Annotated in this window: 15 protein-coding genes; 10 read left to right on the top strand and 5 right to left on the bottom strand. The window is 32.1% G+C overall.

Annotated elements, in window-relative coordinates:
• Nucleotides 1-227 precede the first annotated feature (227 nt).
• Both FOF46_RS25320 and FOF46_RS25315 read right to left on the bottom strand, forming a co-directional pair.
• Nucleotides 228-1,094 (bottom strand): IPT/TIG domain-containing protein, encoded by an 867-nt coding sequence (locus FOF46_RS25320; RefSeq protein WP_143918391.1) that lies wholly within the window; start codon nucleotides 1,092-1,094, stop codon nucleotides 228-230.
• Between the two features lie 19 nt (nucleotides 1,095-1,113).
• A complete protein-coding gene (locus FOF46_RS25315; protein ID WP_244299759.1) occupies nucleotides 1,114-3,183 on the bottom strand; it encodes a TonB-dependent receptor plug domain-containing protein in 2,070 nt (689 codons plus the stop codon).
• 124 nt (nucleotides 3,184-3,307) lie between these two features.
• On the opposite strand from FOF46_RS25315, the gene FOF46_RS25310 reads away from it, so the two are divergent.
• The 5 genes from FOF46_RS25310 to FOF46_RS25290 are packed head-to-tail and all read left to right on the top strand — an operon-like array spanning nucleotide 3,308 to nucleotide 8,844.
• A complete protein-coding gene (locus FOF46_RS25310; RefSeq protein WP_143918389.1) occupies nucleotides 3,308-4,210 on the top strand; it encodes a DUF6607 family protein in 903 nt (300 codons plus the stop codon).
• Between the two features lie 4 nt (nucleotides 4,211-4,214).
• Nucleotides 4,215-5,615 carry an ankyrin repeat domain-containing protein gene (locus tag FOF46_RS25305; RefSeq protein ID WP_143918388.1) on the top strand — a complete coding sequence of 467 codons (1,401 nt, stop codon included), beginning with the start codon at nucleotides 4,215-4,217 and terminating at the stop codon, nucleotides 5,613-5,615.
• Nucleotide 5,616: 1 nt separating this feature from the next.
• Entirely contained in the window at nucleotides 5,617-6,111 is a 495-nt protein-coding gene (locus tag FOF46_RS25300; protein ID WP_109438303.1) for a DUF2271 domain-containing protein, read from the top strand.
• 16 nt (nucleotides 6,112-6,127) lie between these two features.
• On the top strand, nucleotides 6,128-8,314 hold the full coding sequence (locus tag FOF46_RS25295) for a PepSY domain-containing protein (protein WP_143918387.1): 2,187 nt from the start codon (nucleotides 6,128-6,130) through the stop codon (nucleotides 8,312-8,314).
• Nucleotides 8,315-8,355: 41 nt separating this feature from the next.
• Nucleotides 8,356-8,844, top strand: a complete 489-nt coding sequence (locus tag FOF46_RS25290; protein WP_143918386.1) for a DinB family protein — start codon at nucleotides 8,356-8,358, stop codon at nucleotides 8,842-8,844.
• Nucleotides 8,845-9,062: 218 nt separating this feature from the next.
• Here FOF46_RS25290 and FOF46_RS25285 read toward each other — a convergent pair whose 3' ends face one another.
• Nucleotides 9,063-12,230, bottom strand: coding sequence for a cytochrome c biogenesis protein CcsA (locus FOF46_RS25285; protein WP_143918385.1), 3,168 nt, complete (start codon nucleotides 12,228-12,230; stop codon nucleotides 9,063-9,065).
• Between the two features lie 283 nt (nucleotides 12,231-12,513).
• Between FOF46_RS25285 and FOF46_RS25280 the strand changes: the two genes are divergently transcribed.
• From FOF46_RS25280 to FOF46_RS25270, 3 genes are read left to right on the top strand one after another with little or no spacing between them, the layout of a single operon-like run.
• Nucleotides 12,514-13,278, top strand: a complete 765-nt coding sequence (locus tag FOF46_RS25280; RefSeq protein WP_143918384.1) for a Rossmann-like and DUF2520 domain-containing protein — start codon at nucleotides 12,514-12,516, stop codon at nucleotides 13,276-13,278.
• Nucleotides 13,262-13,786, top strand: a complete 525-nt coding sequence (locus FOF46_RS25275; protein WP_143918383.1) for a KdsC family phosphatase — start codon at nucleotides 13,262-13,264, stop codon at nucleotides 13,784-13,786. Before FOF46_RS25280 ends, FOF46_RS25275 begins: the two co-directional genes overlap by 17 nt.
• Nucleotides 13,787-13,806: 20 nt before the next feature.
• On the top strand, nucleotides 13,807-14,376 hold the full coding sequence (locus FOF46_RS25270; protein ID WP_143918382.1) for a non-canonical purine NTP diphosphatase: 570 nt from the start codon (nucleotides 13,807-13,809) through the stop codon (nucleotides 14,374-14,376).
• On the opposite strand, the gene FOF46_RS25265 is transcribed toward FOF46_RS25270, so the two are convergent.
• Nucleotides 14,377-15,009: a CPBP family intramembrane glutamic endopeptidase gene (locus tag FOF46_RS25265; RefSeq protein WP_143918381.1), complete on the bottom strand. Its 633-nt coding sequence runs from the start codon at nucleotides 15,007-15,009 to the stop codon at nucleotides 14,377-14,379.
• 778 nt (nucleotides 15,010-15,787) lie between these two features.
• Between FOF46_RS25265 and nhaC the strand changes: the two genes are divergently transcribed.
• Nucleotides 15,788-17,272 (top strand): Na+/H+ antiporter NhaC, encoded by a 1,485-nt coding sequence (gene nhaC / locus FOF46_RS25260; RefSeq protein ID WP_109438295.1) that lies wholly within the window; start codon nucleotides 15,788-15,790, stop codon nucleotides 17,270-17,272.
• Between the two features lie 54 nt (nucleotides 17,273-17,326).
• Here nhaC and FOF46_RS25255 read toward each other — a convergent pair whose 3' ends face one another.
• Nucleotides 17,327-17,713: an acyl-CoA thioesterase gene (locus FOF46_RS25255; RefSeq protein ID WP_109438294.1), complete on the bottom strand. Its 387-nt coding sequence runs from the start codon at nucleotides 17,711-17,713 to the stop codon at nucleotides 17,327-17,329.
• 90 nt (nucleotides 17,714-17,803) lie between these two features.
• Between FOF46_RS25255 and FOF46_RS25250 the strand changes: the two genes are divergently transcribed.
• On the top strand, nucleotides 17,804-18,433 hold the full coding sequence (locus FOF46_RS25250) for an NAD(P)H-dependent oxidoreductase (protein WP_109438293.1): 630 nt from the start codon (nucleotides 17,804-17,806) through the stop codon (nucleotides 18,431-18,433).
• The last annotated feature ends 122 nt before the right edge of the window (nucleotides 18,434-18,555 follow it).

The raw sequence follows: 18,555 nt of genomic DNA, 5'->3' as shown, positions 1-18,555 counted from the left end.
AACTTGGGCAACTATTGCCAATTTAAAGCCTAAATTGTAATCTCGTTGTGTACGCTTCTTCCTTGGTTGTTCTGAATGTTTCATAAATAAGTCAATTTTGTGTCAACTTATTTTAGGACAAGACACTTAATGTGTAAAAAAAGGGAGCTATTAAAGCTCCCTTTTTTTGCTAAAACCAGATAAATCAGAAAATCATGGTTTTGGATGTAATAATTAACACTATTACTTTATTCTAGAACAGTTTCTCCATCATTTGGGTTATACACATAATTAAAAGTATAATTACGGCCACTTTGAGAAGTATCTTCATTTAAGTAATAGCTTAAGATTTCTATCTTCGCATAATTACCATTACGAGTTCTAAAAACAAGTACCTTTCCAGGGATAGGAGATATAATATTAGTCATAAAATTATAATTATACCAACCATTATCGCTTCCGGTAGGTATAGCAAATGTTGTACTAGCATCTTGATTAAAAGTCAAACCTTCGGCACTAGTAGCACTAGCAAATGTTCCTGTTACTATTGCAGCACCAGCATTACCATTACGAGCTGGTTCATCAGCAGTACCTGTTACTTCTCCTCCATTTACAGCTATCGTTGTTCCTCTAAAAGCAATATCCCAGTCTGTTTCGCTAGTAGTGACCGCTCCTGTCTCGAAGTCAAACTTGGTAAACACACCACCAATGGCTTGTCCAGTTCCCTGTCCTCCTGTTTGTGGTGCTGGCAGATTTTCTACTTTATTTTCTACTAAAGGATCTAGTATTGTAAACATTCCTGCATTTATTGTTTTTGTATCATATTTTACAGTAACTTCTCCTGTTGTAGCGTTCGCAGGAACAGAGGACACAATAGTAGTAGTATTAATACTCGTTATAACCGCTTGTACATCATTAAAAGAAACCGTAATATCATCAGAAGAATTTGGAAAACCTGTTCCCGTAATTGTTACTTCTGACCCTACTGTGCCTTTACTCAAGGATAAATCACTAATAGTAAAATATACCGCCTGGGGAGTATCATTATCATCATCACTACTGCATGAAGTAAATGCGATGCTTATTGCTGTTAATAAAAGAATTACTTTTTTCATTGTTATGATTTTTAAATATTTAAAACTGATAATTAATTTTTGTAAAGAATTGAATTCCGGGTAATGTAGGAATAAGGGTATCTGTGTAATCAAAAAGATTATTAGCTCCTATTTGCAGATTAAAATTTTTGCAAAATGTTTTACTCGCAGCAACATTTGTGGTAACAAAACCATCAACAAAACTAGTATCATAATCATCGATAAGACCATTACCATTCGTATCAAATAATGCATATTTACTTCGATATAGTAGTCTAACATTTATATTAGCTTTTACTGAAGGGATGTCATAAAATATTTTAAAATTTGCATTATGTCTTGAACGATTGACAAGTCCAAAATAATCTGATTTTGAAACTTCGATAGTCTCATTTGTTTGTGGATCTCGCGCAAATACTTCTCCATTATCTATTGCATCTTCTTTTGTTTTATCAAAAGCATAAAGTAATTGATATCCCGCACTTATATTAATATTCTTATTGAACTCATAGGAGATATTCGTTTCTAAACCTGTTGTGTATATTTTATCAAAATTAAAATAGCTAAACACATTTTGCCCATTAGTTTTTCGAGCTATAATTCGAGTGTCAATTAGGTTTTTAAAATCATTTCTAAAAAAGTTTACCTCTGTATTCCAATTTTGTTTTTTATACGTCAATCCTATATTATACCCTACAGAACTTTCTGCTTCCAACGGGTCTTCTAAATCACTTTCTGGAACTACAATATCTAATATCTGTCCCTGATCCTGTAACTCTCTTAATTTATCTATAGCTACATTATACCCTAAAACGGTATATCCAACTGCCGAGTTTGTAAAATCAAAATATAATTGCCGAAAATCAGGGGCTTTAAACCCATACCCAATAGAAGCTTTTGCTGCAAGTGTATTTGTTATTTTATACCGTAATGCGAGTTTAGGACTGAATTGATTACTATATTCTGAATGGTTATCAAATCTGGCACCCACTATAACATTGAGGGGATTTATAACATTTATATCATATTGAGCATATGCATATTGAGAACTAAAATCTACTTGCTCATCAAAAAAAGTACGATCTAATTGATCATATTGAAAACCAAAACCTGTTGTGAGTTTACTAGAATTTTTAAATGTATATGTACTTCTAACCTCAGGTCTGAAAAGACGCTGATCAAAATCACTATCTGTGAGAACATCATCAGATATAGGATCTGCTAGCTTTTCTGCCGCAGTATAATTGGTATAATACAATTCATATGCAAGAGTTAAATTTTTGCTCCAGTTGTGATCAAAACGAAGATGTGCATTCCATTCTTCTTCTTTACTATCTCCCTCAAAACGTGTATCATTAACTATAAATCCTGCATCCTGATTTTGATTATAGTATCTCGCAGAAGCAAATAAAGATAGGTTTTCAGAAAAATCATTGTAAATCCTTGCATTCAAAGTATAGTTTTCAAAAGGATTTACAGTTTGACCTTCAGTCTCAGGGTTAAGATCATACCCTTCACTAGAGAAACGGTTGGCAAATATTCCATATCTAAAGCTTTTAATACGTTGTTTGATATCCAGGTTTATATCTTGCTGAGTAAAACTACCTATTCTATAAGAAGCGTTACCAGAAAGTTTTTCCGTTTCTGGAGCAGAAGTAATAATATTAATAACACCTCCCAAAGCTTCTGAGCCATACAAACTACTAGATGGACCTTTTACGACTTCAATTTGTTTTATATTTCCTACAGTGAGTCTACTAACATCAAAATTCCCTGCACTACGACCTACCAAAGGGACACCATCTATAAGAATAAGAATATAATCTGAAGCTATTCCCTGGATTTGGACTCCTTCAAAACCACTTTGATCTGCAACGGTTATAATCCCGGTTTGCTCATTTAGAATCTCATTAAGACGAATAGTCCCGGATTGAATAATTTTTTTCTTAGAAACCAAAGTAACAGGTAATGGCAAAGAAGAAAGTTGTCTTGCTGTTCGAGTAGCTGTTAATATAACTTCATCTATTTCAGTAACTTTTGTAGTATCTATTTCAGTTTCCTGAGTATATCCTTTTACAAAAGCAAAAACACATAACACACTTAGATACATTTTTTTAACCCACATAGTTATTTATAATCATTCTTAATAAAGCGCAAATATATTTGTTATTTTTATTTATTCTAAATAAATTTAATTAATTTTGAAAAAATTTTTTACATCAAATTATCAAACAATGAAAACAATACCTTCTATCGTATTTGGAATTTTTAGTATTCTTACCCTAAGTGCCCAGAATAAAAAAACAAAAGACATTGATGCTATTAAAAGCATGTGCGGTTGTTTTGAAGTAACCTTTAATTTTGCCGAAACTTTTCAGTATAGTAAAGATTCTTTATACAAACCATCAAAAACAAAGACAGATAAGGGCTTAGAGTGGGCTCAACTGATTGTTGATGAAAAGGACAAGGTTTCCATTCAGCATTTACTTCAGGTTGGAAACCCGTCTGACCCACATATTGTAAAACATTGGAGGCAAGATTGGATTTATGAAAACACAGATTTTTACATGTTCAACACTAATAACACCTGGAAATATGAAAATAAAACCAAATCTGCCGTTGAAGGACAATGGACTCAAAAAGTATATCAGGTAGATGATAGTCCGAGATACGAAGGTTCTGCAACCTGGGTTCACGTAGACGGTAAAAGTTTTTGGGAGAACACAACCAACGCTCCTTTACCTAGACGAGAATATACCAAAAGAAGTGATTATAACTTAACAGTAAGGGGAAACAGACATGAAATCACCAGTAAGGGATGGGTTCACGATCAAGATAATGATAAAGTGATTCATGAAGAAGGAAAAGAACCTATTGTACTAGCCAAAGAAAAGGGATATAACACCTATATTAAAGTAGATGATAGTAGATGCAAAGCTGCTGCTGATTGGTGGGTAAAACATCAAGAAAAATGGGCATTAGTTCGAAGCAAATGGAATGATATCTATGGTCGAAACACAACTTTATCTTTAGAAGCCAAAGTTGATAATAAAGCATTATATAAACACTTATTCTCTGATGATTACACTCAGAAAAATGATATTGCAAAGGTGATTGAATCCTTTGTAAAAAAATAATAAAATGGGATATTCAAAAAAAATAATGTGCATCAGCTTATTATTATGCATAGGTTTTGTTTATGCTCAAAATAGTAACGCTTTTTTAGATCGGGAATATTGGAAAACAAATCCAAGCATTACCGATATAGAACAAAAAATTAAAGAAGGCAACAACCCCTCTGAATTGAATCAGCACCTTTTTGATGCTGTTTCCTGGGCATTAATTGAAAAAGTTGACAATACAACCATAAAACATTTACTTACGAAAAAAGGAAATGGTGTTAACAAATTGACTCATGACGGAAGAACCTATATTTTTTGGGCCGCTTATCGCAACAATTTAGAAATGATGCAATTTTTGGTGGATAAGGGTGCAAAAACAGATATTATAGATAGCCATGGATATTCTGTATTAAATTTTGCAGCCGTAACTGGTCAAACTAATACAGCGATTTATGATTTCTGTATTGCACATGGTGCTAATGTGATCACAGAAAAAAATCATGATGAAGCTAACGCTCTGCTTCTAGTTGCTCCTTTTCTTACAGAGTATACCCTTGTAGACTATTTTGTTTCTAAAGGAATTGCTTTAAATAGTACCGATGATAAAGGTAATGGTATTTTTAACTATGCAGCCAAAAAAGGGAATATCGAATTCATGGATATGTTAATCAAAAACGGAGTCTCTACGAAAGGTCTAAATAGAGAAAATGGTAATGCTATGATCTTTGCCAGCCAAGGAACTCGAAGAAGCTCAAACTCCTTAACTATATTTAAATATTTAGAAAAACTAGGAATTACCCCCAATGTTACAACAAAAAATGGAGTAACCCCACTACATGCTTTGGCTTCCAAAAGTAAAGATATTACAGTTTTAGAATACTTTATAAATCAAGGAGTTAATATCAATCAAAAAGATAAAGATGGAAAATCTGCGTTAACTAACGCTATTTCAGGAAATTCTATAGAAATTGTAAAGTTTTTAATTGGTAAAGGAGCTGATATTTCTGTGAAAGACAAAAAGGGGAATAATCTTGGTTATTATCTTATGCAAACATTTAATGCAAAAAAAACAGAAGAATTTGATCAAAAATTAGCAATACTTACTGAGAAAGGGCTTGATATTAAGGAAATACAAGGAAATGGAAATACTTTATTTCACTTAGCACTACATAAAAATGATATAGAATTATTAAAAAGAATAGAAAGATTAGGAATAAATGTGAATACCAAAAACGATGAAGGTATCACTCCCTTGCACAAAGCAGCTATGCAGGCAAAAGATGATATCATCCTTAAGTATTTATTATCAATTGGTGCAGATAAAACAATAAAAACAGATTTTGAAGAATCAGTACTTGATCTTGCAAATGAAAATGAATTATTACTGAAGAATAATATTGTATTAAATTTTTTAAAATAAAATGAAAAATAAATTTCTTTTTAAAGCCTTTCCTTTACTCTTACTTACACTGTTTTTAGTCTTTGGATTCAGCACTAGTTCAGAAAGTACAAAGTATAAATGTATGATCCAAATGATTAATTACACTGGTGAAGGTGCATATATTGCCATTTCATTATTAGATGCTCAGGGCAATTACCAAAAGACATTATATGTGCAGGGAGATGATGAAGAATGGTATCATGACATTCCAGAATGGTGGAGTTTTTATGGAAAAAGACGGCCAGATATTGATGCCATTACAGGAGAAACTATACCTGGTGGGGGACGTGCAATTAGTATTATCGAAATAGAAAATGACAAGATTAATACCGGATATAAAATTCGTTTTGAAACCGCTGTTGAAGATCAGAAATATTATAAAGATGATATTGAGTTTGAATTAACTTCAGAAACTATAAAAAGTAAAATAGAAGGCAAAGGGTTTATACGATATGTACGTATGCTTCCACAATAACAACCATAACAACTAAATGACTATTTCAATATGGAGATATAGCCACCTCTTACTGGCTATATCTTCTTCTCTCTTTTTACTCATAGCATCTGTCACGGGAATTGTTTTGGCGTTTGAACCCATTTCAGACTCTATAAAATCTTTTCATATTAAAGGAAGTAACGATCTTTCTGTAGCAGAAACAATACATACACTGCAACATCATTATGACGAAATAATTAGTTTCGAAATAGATTCCAATAATGCAATGATCGCATCTGTAATTACTAAAGAAGGAAATAGTGAAACAATTTATGTCGACCCTACAAACGGGGGGAAACTAGGTAAACCTATAGAAAAGGCAACTGTTTTTAAATTTGCCACCAATCTACACCGTTCTTTGTTTCTAAAAAGCACCGGAAGGTTTTTTGTTGGGTTTGTCTCATTTATATTATTTATAATAGCAATTACAGGTGTCTTGTTAATCTTAAAAAGACAAAGAAGTATTAAGCGTTTCTTTTTTAAAATTGAGAAAGAGTATTTTGCTCAATTTTATCATATAATTTTAGGTCGATTACTACTTATACCCATACTTCTCATTGCAGTAACTGGTGTTTATTTATCTTTAGAAAAATTCTCTTTACTTCCAAAAAGTACAATATCTCATCAAGTAAGTATAGAGAATAGTGGATCTACTCCAAAAATTGCTATCAAAGATTTTGATATTTTCAAAACCATAACACTTAAAAATGTCAAAGCAATAGAGTTTCCTTTTTCTGATTCTGTTGAAGATTATTTTCTTATCAAACTATCAGACAGAGAACTTATTGTAAATCAATTTACAGGGGCAATCATAAGTGAAGAACTATATCCATTTGTTACTTTGGCATCCCAATGGAGCATGGTATTACACACCGGAAAAGGAAATATTTTATGGTCTACCATATTACTTATAGCCAGTTGTTCTATTCTATTTTTTATGTACTCTGGTTTTACAATGACGATTAAAAGACATAAAAAAAGTAAATTACGCCACTCTAATCATAACAAGGATGAGTCAGAATATATTATTCTCGTAGGTTCTGAAACTGGCAACACATTTACTTTTGCCACTCTTTTTGCTAATGCACTTGCTGCAATTGGAAAAACTGTCTTTATTTCTGAATTAAACAACTATTCCAGCTATAGACAAGCACGGCATCTCATTATATTTACATCAACATACGGGGAAGGAGAACCTCCTACAAACGCAAAAAAATTCGAACAAAAATTCAAAGCAATTCAACCGATTAACAGCATTCAATTTTCTGTAGTAGGGCTAGGTTCTTTAGCATATCCTGATTTTTGTAAATATGCACTTGATGTGAATCACACATTAGCATCTCATCCCCTATTCACATCAGTTTTAGAACCATATAAAATAAACAATCAATCTTTTGAAGCCTTTAAAGATTGGGTTTCTATTTGGAGCTCTACATTGAAAATCTCTTTACATATAAAACAACCTCAAAAAAAGAAAAAAAGAAAAAATAATGTATTTACAATCATAGAAAGAACACCAATCAATGAAGATGATACATTTTTACTTCGTTTACGTACGAAGCGTACTATTGATTTTCAATCTGGTGATCTTTTTTCTTTCTCTCCAAAAGAAGATGAAATTGAACGCTTATATTCTATTGGAAAAGTAAATGGAGATATTCTTTTAAGTATTAAAAAACATGAATTGGGAATTTGCTCAAACTATTTTAGTAAACTTCAAAAAGGCGACACTATTAAAGCCTTTATAAAACAAAACTCCACATTTCATTTTCCAAATATCAGAAAAGAGGTCATTATGATTGCTAATGGAACAGGAATTGCTCCTTTTTTAGGAATGATCGCTAGTGAGAAAAATATGTCAAACACTCACTTATTTTGGGGTGGACGTACTAGAGTTTCCTTAGAGATTTATAACGATTTTATTAAAAAAGAGCAATTATCGAGTTTTCATACCGCATATTCGCAAACTCAAAAAGATAAAATATATGTTCAGGATTTGATTACCAAAGAAGCAAATCTGATTAGTAACGCTTTAAAAAACAACGGAATTATAATGATTTGTGGTTCTATAGGAATGCAAAAAGAAGTACTTCATGTTTTAGAAACTATTTCAAGGAAAAATTTAAATCTACCTCTAAGTATATTCGAAAAGAAAAATCAAATTAAGATAGATTGTTATTGATTAAAATTAATAATATTCTATTGTACAACATAGTCAAAACCATGAAACGAATTTTCACAATAATCGGATTAGCCTTAATCGTTTTGTGTTGTTCAGAAAATAACAATGACCCAAATATAAAGTCGTTACTCGTTCAACAATTAAAGAATACTCATACAAATCAAGAATGGTTTGTGCCAACAAAAAAAGCGATAGAAGGCCTTACTCCAGAGCAATCGAATTGGAAAAACAATACTGAAGATCATTCGATTCGCGAATTGATTTCTCATCTAATTTTCTGGAATGAAATGAATTTAAAAGCTTTTAAAGGAGAAGAAGTTCCCGAATTTAACAATGACAATAAAGATACTTTTAAAAAAAATAGTGAGCTGGATTGGAAAAATGTAACTAAAAAACTAGATAGTATACAAACAGAATGGGAACAAGTGACTGAAAATGCATCTGAAAAACAAATAGCAGAATGGAATATTGAAATTGCAAATATGGCTTTACATACGGCCTACCACACTGGACAAATACTTTATATTTGAAAACTCAATGGTTGGTGGAAATAATGATAATGTAGAGTGAAATTAAAAATCAATAATCAGGAAAACACATTGCACAGCAACAGCCGATAAGTAATCAACTGAAGAGGTTTAGGTTATATTTACAAAAGCCTTCAAATTTATAATTTAATTCTGTATTCAATCCAAAAGTCAATATTGCTGCGTTTCTTCCACAAGTCTTTTATATACAATATAAAATCTTAGACTACCCCTTTCTTTTTCTTATAATGTATACCATTTCTCCAATAGGAAACACCTCCCAGAATAACCACAAAAGCAATAGAATAGAAAACAAAATCAGGAGTGATTACTTTATCTCCACTAGCATATGAATGTAATCCTTTAAGATAGAAATTTACTCCAAAATACGTCATTATAATTGATGCTACTGCAATAACAGACATTAAATTAAACCACCATCTGCTTCGCAAACCAGGAACAAGTCTCATATGAATCACAAAAGCATATACCATGATACTTACCAAAGCCCATGTTTCTTTTGGATCCCATCCCCAGTAACGCCCCCAACTTTCATTAGCCCACATTCCGCCAAGGAAATTACCTATTGTAAGCATGACCAATCCAATGGTAAGAGCCATCTCGTTGATAATAGTAATTTCTTTTAAAGTAAGTTCCATTTTTTTCTTGTTCGACTTTGTTGTTAGGATGATAAGTAACAAAGAAAGAATTCCTAATATAGCTCCAACAAAGAAGGGGCCATAACTCCCAACAATTATGGATACATGTATCAATACCCAATAAGAATCCAAAACTGGTTGCAGATTAGCAATAGCGGGATCTGTCCAACTTTCATGTGCAAAAAACAATATGATAGCTGCCACAAAAGTAGTTGCCGCCATTGTCAAATTACTTCGTTTACCAAAAGCTAAACCTATTGCTAATGTAGTCCAGGCAACATATATCATAGACTCATAAGCATCGCTCCATGGCGCATGACCTGAAACATACCAACGTATAATCAATCCTGCAGTATGTGAAATAAAAAGTAAGATTATGATTCCTATAGAACCGTTAATCAAACCTCTGATCACTTTTGAATCCTTGAATATTCTGGCAATTACAAAAATCATTAACAACAATCCTATTACCCCATAATATCTATATAGAGTTCTAAAAATATCATATTTATTCAAAGCAATTTCGGCTTTGATTTTTTTATCAGTAGGTAAAACTTCACTACCAAATTTCTTTTGAAAACTTTTTATACTTTTTATATACTGATCTGGCTTGCTATAGTCACCGGTTTTACGAGCTTCTAAAAGAGATTGTCTATAAATAGGAATAATTTGTCTGGTATACACAGAGTCCATTCCGGTAAACTTATATTCGTTTAATTCGGGAACAGAAACCCATTTATTACCTTCATCTCCCGGCACAGGAAAAACTCTAAGAATACCACCTCCCAAGGCTTGATTCAATAAATAAAATTTCTCATGAGTTTTTAAGAAATCTTTTTCAAAACTACTTGGCGTATTCGTACTACTTGCTTTTTCCAGATATGGAGCTAATTTATAAGATCCATCAGGCTCTACCAGATCAATTAATGAAACTCTTCTTTCTGTTTTTGGAACACCTAAAATCTTACGAATACTATCATTTTCTCTTTTAATCTCAATAATTGGAATGCTATACCAGATAAAAGGGTTCTCTACCATAGATACAAATACCTGATCTGCATTTAACCCTTCATAAGTATCTTTTTTACTGAGTTTACGTAGTAGTTCTGATGAAAAAGTATTCACAGGCTTCATTCGACCACGTTCATCTTGAATTACAATACTACCAAAATTAGCAGCATGCTCTTTTGGTACCATATTAGCAAGAATAACAGAGTCCAATTGTTTTTTACTTGGTAAGGTCTCCAAATGGGCATTATGATCTGGTAAATCTTGTCCAAAAGAAAATGTAGAAATCATCAATACCAAAATCATGGTCAATGTTTTCTTTTTTGCTTTCACTTTACTCAATTTTTCTTCTAGATCCTTAAAACGAGACCCCCTGGTAAATAGGATTAACATTAATCCCAGATACAATAACATATAACCGGCATAGGTAATTAAGGTCCCCCAACGATCATGATTTACAGAAAGTACAGTTCCTTTTTCGTCTGGATCAAAAGAAGCTTGAAAAAAACGATATCCTTTGTGATCCAAAATATGATTCATATAAATGTCATAAGGTTGAGAAGAGTTACCTTCTACAATATCAACTTTACTTTTAAATGACTTGTATACATTCTGTGTCCCTGGATATTTTTCTGCAATAAAATCGTTTAGTTTTAGCGCAAAAGGAAGTTCCATTTGCTTAGAGCCATATTTAAAATACATATCCAAACCTCCTAATGAGATCTTGGTCATATCATTATTAAAACCTTTACCCCCTAATAGTTTCACTTCTTTGCTCTCTCCATTTGAAGAAACATCAAGAACTAAAGCATCTTGCTGACCCTTTTCTTTTGTTTCGATAGGTACAATATCATATTCACCACGAATTACAGGATCTGGAATCACAAATTGCATTCCGGCAGTTTGATATAATGATCTAAGCATTAAAGGTTGAAGACTATCTTTAAAAACAAGTCCTTGCATTTGATCTGCCATTCTAAGAAAAGAGCCATCGAATGGAGAATCTATAAAATATTCATCATTTTCATATGTAATATTTATCGCTCCTTTGGTAGGCTTATTAAAAGACACTAATACATTATGTATATTGGATATTTCGCCTTCTTTTAGAAAATGATCGTGACGATTGCCATCTCCTGCTTCTACAACTTTAAGATAGTTATCTCCATCTTCTTTTTCTACCAATCCCAACTCTGCTCCCTGAATATAATTCTTATACCTAATTGTCACAGGTTGTTTATTATAATCGGTATCAATGGTAAAATCATTGTTTGTTGCCTGAGCGAGTTCTAAATCTTCAGAAACAATCCGACGACGAGGCTCTCCATTAATTTCTCCATCCAAAAAGATGGTCAAATATGTTTTCTCAGAAAGAAAGGTGGTTGTAGTTTCTCCTTCTCGAATTGGCATTACACCTTCATAGCTAATATACCGGGTTACAAAAGCTCCAATAATGATTAGAATGAAAGATAAATGCAATAACAAAGTAGCCCATTTCTCTTTTTTATACAACCTATATCTTACAATGTTTCCACAAAAATTAATAGCAAAAAAAACCATTATGGTCTCAAACCACCAAGTATTATAAATCCATATCCTTGCCGCTGTTGTACCGTGTGCATCTTCTAAGAATGTTCCTACCCCCATAGAGGCAGCAAAAACAATAAATAAAATTGCCATTAATCGTGTAGAGAACAAAATATTCGCTAGCTTATCTTGCATAATACCTTTCTTTTTTAGCTCGGCAAATTTAATGTTTTTAGGGCGATATTATAAGATAATGCGCTTTTGATTTTAAGGTTTTAACAGAAATGTTAAACTTGTTTAAGTTTCAAGACAACTTCATTCTTTTTATATAAATATATATTGCATTTGATGTTTTTTTTATTCTTTTATTTCATCTTCATTTTATGATGATTTAATTTTGACACTTACTTTTATTTTAAAATAGAAATGAAAAAATGTATTACTCTGCTTTTTAAGGTAACTTCCTTATTTTTGCGAAATGATTAGAGTTACAATTTTAGGTGCAGGAAATGTGGCTAAACACTTATATAGTGCCTTTTACAATCAACAATTGGTTACTATAGTACAATGCTATAATCGCAGAGGTATACCTTTACATACTTCTCAAAAACAAGATACAGTTACATCAAACATCAATGCACTTAAAGAAGCCGATGTTTACATTTTGGCTGTAAGTGATGATGCAATTAAAGGAATCTCTGAATTATTGCCTTTTACCAATAGATTGGTTGTTCACACATCAGGTAGTGTTCCTATGAGTATTTTAAATAATGCTAACAGAGGAGGAGTATTTTATCCGTTACAAACATTTAGTAAAGATAAAGACATTGACTTTAGCACTGTACCTTTCTGTTTAGAATCTAAAAATGTAGAGGATCTCGAGCTACTAAAAAAACTCACCTATACTCTTTCAGAAAAAGTTTATAGTATTTCTTCTGAACAACGTAATATATTGCATGTATCGGCTGTATTCGTAAATAATTTTACTAATCATTTATTTTCAATAGGAAATGATATTTGTACAACACACGGAGTTCCTTTTGAAGTTTTACATCCTTTAATCCATGAAACCGTTGAGAAAATAACTAAAATGAATCCAGATTTAGCTCAAACAGGCCCGGCTATTCGAAATGATTCAAAAACAATTGAAAGACATTTAGGAATCTTAACAGATACCACACAAAAAGAAATATATCAAACGCTTACTAAAGCAATACAATCTAAATATGGAAAAAAGTTATAAAGAATACTTACAACACATCACCACCTTTATTTTTGATGTAGATGGAGTATTAACCGATGGAACCGTTCTCATTAATACCGATGGAGAACTACTTAGAACTATGAATATTAAGGATGGATATGCACTCAAAGCAGCAGTCCAGCAAGGTTTCAACGTATGTATAATTTCTGGAGGTAAAAATGAAGGTGTAAGAAAACGGCTTAAGGGATTGGAAATAACAGACATATATTTAGGCGCACATCATAAAACAAAACAATTAAATGAATACCTAAATTCAAAAAACATCAAACTAGAAAATGTTTTATACATGGGTGATGATATTCCTGATATGCCGGTTATGGAAATGGTAGGATTGCCAACTTGCCCTCAAGATGCTGTTGCAGAAGTAAAGGAAATTTCTAAATATGTATCTTTCAAAAAAGGAGGCAAAGGATGTGTTAGAGATGTTATAGAACAAGTACTCAAAGTACAAAGTAAATGGATATCTAATTTTGACGCTAAAGCTTAATTAACATTTTATACCAGCACATGAAACTTGTATTTGCTACCAATAATAAAAATAAATTAAAAGAAGTACAGGCATTAGTCCCAAAACATATCGAAATTGTTAGTCTAAATGATATTGGGTGTACAGAAGACATCCCTGAAACTTCGGGTACTATTGAAGGTAATGCCAAGCAAAAAGCTGAATACATTAAAGATAATTATGGCTATGATTGTTTTGCTGACGACACAGGTTTAGAAGTAGAAGTATTAGACGATGCTCCTGGTGTATACTCTGCAAGATATGCTGGTGAAGATAAAGATGCAGAAGCCAATATGAATAAGCTTTTGAAAGAGCTAAATAAGGAAGAAAATCGTAATGCCCGATTTAAAACCGTAATTGTCTTAATTTTTAATGGGAAATTAAAAACATTTACAGGAATTTGCTCTGGGACTATTACTGAAGATAAAAAAGGGCTTGGTGGTTTTGGCTATGACCCAATTTTTCTTCCGAATGGATATGATCAGACTTTTGCAGAACTTCCTTTATCAGAAAAAAATAAAATCGGTCATCGTGGAAAAGCTGTACAACAATTGATTCAATACTTATCTTAGTTACTGAGCTCCGGGAAAAGCTAACATATCTCCCATACCAACAGTAAAAAGCCAGTTTCCGTAGATAGCATGTTCTATAGACACCAAAGTGGTTGATTTTGTTTTTTGATACGTATATGCAAATAACAACCCTCCTGCAAAGGTTAATACCTGTACCAGAAAACTACCTAAAAAAAGATGTGCTAGAGAGAAAAGAATAGCATTGATAAAAATAAACAACCATTTATTTCTTATTAATCCAGAATAGCGATCATAGAAAAATGTTCTGTAAATAATTTCTTGCGGCCAAACCGATAAAAACGTATACACAAATAGAATAATACCCCATACCTCTGGCCTTTTAATTAAAACAGAAAATAACTTATCTGGAGCAATTAAAAAAACATACATCCCTGTAACAACAACAATGATAGCTAGTTTTATAACCGTTTCTTTCCAGAAAGGCCTCCAATATGCCTTATCAGGGAATTTTAGCTTTAATAACCCTTTTCGCTTAAGAAAAATCAAAATATAAACAAAACCAGCAATAGCTAGTATTGCCTTTATCAATTTAGGATATTCTATCAAAAAACTTGTAGGTAATAAAACAAAAAGGAAGAATAACTCAAAACCTTTGTATGTACTGGTTTCCATTAATTTATTTTTTGACTAATTTCTACATAAAAATTAAACTAAATATCTTTTTAACAAAAAAAACCTCCGGGGTTCGAGGCTTTTTTTGTGTTAGGGGTAATTTAATTTAAAAACGCTTAGTTCAATTCAACGAGGCAATCAATATTTTTATAATGTTTTTATTTATATTTTTCTTTCGTACACTTCAAAGATATGAGGTAATGGTCTAAAGTTTTTCTATAATTAGATGAGCCTCAACTTTTCTATCGATGAAATACTTTAAAATGCCGACGAAATAAAAATATATTATATAAAGTCGATAATAATAAGAAAAGCTTACATATAAAAAAAGCCTCTTGGGGGAAGAGGCTTTATCAACAAATCAATTAATCGAAAAAACATTTAGTTCAATAAGGATAATCAATATTATTAAATAGGTACGTATGTCCTATTGTATATTTATTTAAAAAGCCTCAGGGGGTATGAGGCTTACTAGGTTAAGGGGCAAAAAAAGTTTAAATCAATCAAACAACTCAATTTTTCTCTTACTTTCCTTCTTTCACACTTCAAAAGTAAGATGTATCACTAATATTATGATAAAATCATAGTTCACAAAATTCAATATAATCGATAAAAAACACAAAACATCGATTAAAAGCATTTTAACTCCTGAAAATCGAAATTTTCATTTTAAAATTCGATAACAATTTCTTTCCTATAGCAATTAAACTCTATTCAGACATTGCATAACTTTTATTAATATCGTAACATTACATCCATAAAATTTCGAATACCACATATGGAAAGTCAAAACATCACACCTACCGATCCCAAAAACGAGAATATTATAGAAAACAAGGAATTAAATATTTGGGAAGCTTTAATCCCTATATTTATTTTGGTAGGAATGTTATTTTATAATGTTTCTTTTGCTTTTGGTGATGATGCCCTTAGTGGTAGTAATCAGTTTATCTTACTTCTTGGAGCTGCTGTTGCAGCTATTGTAGGTTTTTTTAATAAGGTATCCTATAAACAAATGATGGAAGAAGTTGCCCGGAATGTAAAATCCACAACAGGAGCGTTACTCATTTTACTAATGGTAGGATCTTTGGCAGGCACATGGTTGATTAGTGGTATTATTCCAACTATGATCTATTATGGTTTACAAATTCTTAATCCTACTATTTTTCTTGCAGCTTGCGTTATTATATGCGCTATCATATCCATAGCAACAGGAAGTTCATGGACTACGTCGGCTACTGTAGGTATTGCCCTTATAGGAATAGGTGATACATTAGGTATTTCATTAGGAATGACAGCTGGAGCTGTGATATCCGGAGCTTATTTTGGAGATAAAATGTCACCTTTATCCGACACTACAAACCTTGCTCCTGCAATGGCTGGAGGCGAATTATTTTCGCATATTAAATACATGACCTACACTACCGTTCCAACGATAGTAATAACACTACTTGTTTTTATAATTATTGGTTTTACTATAGATACCTCGGGTACTCCAGAAATTGGTGAACAATTAAAAGCTATAGATGAAGCTTTTAATATTTCTCCCTGGTTATTTATTGTTCCTGTTTTAGTGATAGGATTAATTATCAAAAAAACACCTCCTTTGATCGCTTTACTTGCCGGAACTCTACTAGGAGCAATAGCAGCAATAATTGCACAACCTGAGATTGTAACACAAATTGCAGGAAGTACAGAACTTACTTTTAATTCTGCGTATATCGGTGTTATGAAAGCTATGACTGTTGATACTGCTGTAGAAACCAGTAGTGCAGAACTTAATGATTTATTTTCTGCCGGAGGCATGTCAGGGATGTTGGGAACTATCTGGTTAATTGTATGTGCTATGGTTTTTGGTGGTGTTATGGATGCCATAGGAGCTCTAGCAAGAATTAGTAAAGCTCTTTTAAATTTGTTTGATTCTGTATTCGGACTTTTTGCGAGTACCGTTGTAAGTTGTTTAGCATTGAATGTAACTGCATCTGATCAATATCTTGCTATTGTTGTTCCAGGAAGAATGTATGCCAAAGCTTTTAAAGATAAAGGACTAGCTCCCGAAAATCTAAGTCGTACTCTTGAAGATTCTGGTACAGTGACTTCTGTTTTAGTTCCATGGAACACCTGCGGTGCTTATCAAAGTGGAGTTCTAGGTGTACCCGTTGTTGATTATTTCTTCTTTGCAATTTTCAATTGGTTAAGTCCTTTTATGACTTTACTTTTTGCGGCATTCAGAATAAAAATAAAACAATTGGCAAAAGCTTAATATGTATTATAATATAAATAAAAAACTCACTGAAATCAGTGAGTTTTTTATTTTCTATACAATCGGAATTGGTTTCTTATTATTATCAATAGCTACAAATTTAAAATGCCCAGAAACTGCTATCTCCCGTTCGTAACTATACATTTCTTCTTTATAAATATCAACCTTTACCAAACAACTTGTTCTGCCAACTTTAACCACCTTTGCTACAAGTTCGATAATAGTACCCGCTGGAATCGGTTTCTCAAAATCAATTTTATCGGTAGAGATTGTAACCACCTTTTTCCGACTAAAACGAGTAGCGCAAATAAACGAAACTTCATCCATAAGCTGCAATGCTGTTCCTCCAAACAAAGTTTCATAATGATTTGTTGTGTTTGGAAATACAGCTTTAAAAATTCTAGTCTCAGATGTTTTGATTAATTCATCTATAGTATTCATACAATTGCGATATAGTTTTTTCTTATCATTTTATCTATCAAAGGTAAATGTTATCATACTATCTTTGTGACATATTAAAAAAAACTTCGGATGAATATTATAGAAAGTTTGCAATGGCGATATGCTACCAAAAAATTTGACAGCACCAAAATTCTAACCCAACAAAAAATAGATACACTTACTCAAGCGTTTAACCTTACAGCTACTTCTTATGGCTTACAACCACTGAAGTTAGTGATCATAAAAGATAAAAAACTACAAAAACAATTAACAGAGCATTCCTGGAATCAGGCCCAAGTTGCTGATGCCTCTCATGTACTTGTTTTTTGTATTGAAAATGAAGTTGGAAAAAAATACATTACAAAACATTTTGATAATGTAAAGGCTACGAGAAATACTCCTGACGAAATACTAAAGCCTTTCAAGGAACAGTTAGTAGATTCTTTCGAAAACAAACCCTCAGAAGAAATTCTCAATTGGGCTGCAAAGCAAGCATATTTGGCTATGGGAAATTTACTTACAGTATGTGCTATAGAACAAATCGATTCTTGTCCTATGGAAGGTTTTATTCCAGAAAAATATAATGAGATTTTAAAACTTAATGAATTAGGACTTTCATCTGTATTAGTACTACCTATAGGATATAGAGCAAAAGATGATATGTTTTCAGAATTCAAAAAAGTAAGACGTCCTATTACAGATACCATTATTAACATCTAAGTCTCTAATAGATAGACATCTTAGATCAGATCAATTCAACACGATTTGTAATAATTAAAAAAATCTAAAATATAGACAGTAAAATCAAAACTCTTTTCGGTATTTTTGCCGAAAAGAGTTTT

The organism is Aquimarina algiphila (assembly GCF_007489275.1).
Classification (GTDB): Bacteria; Bacteroidota; Bacteroidia; order Flavobacteriales; family Flavobacteriaceae; genus Aquimarina; species Aquimarina algiphila.
The sequence above is the reverse complement of the archived record's forward strand: the minus strand, read 5'-3'. Positions and strand labels throughout refer to the sequence as shown.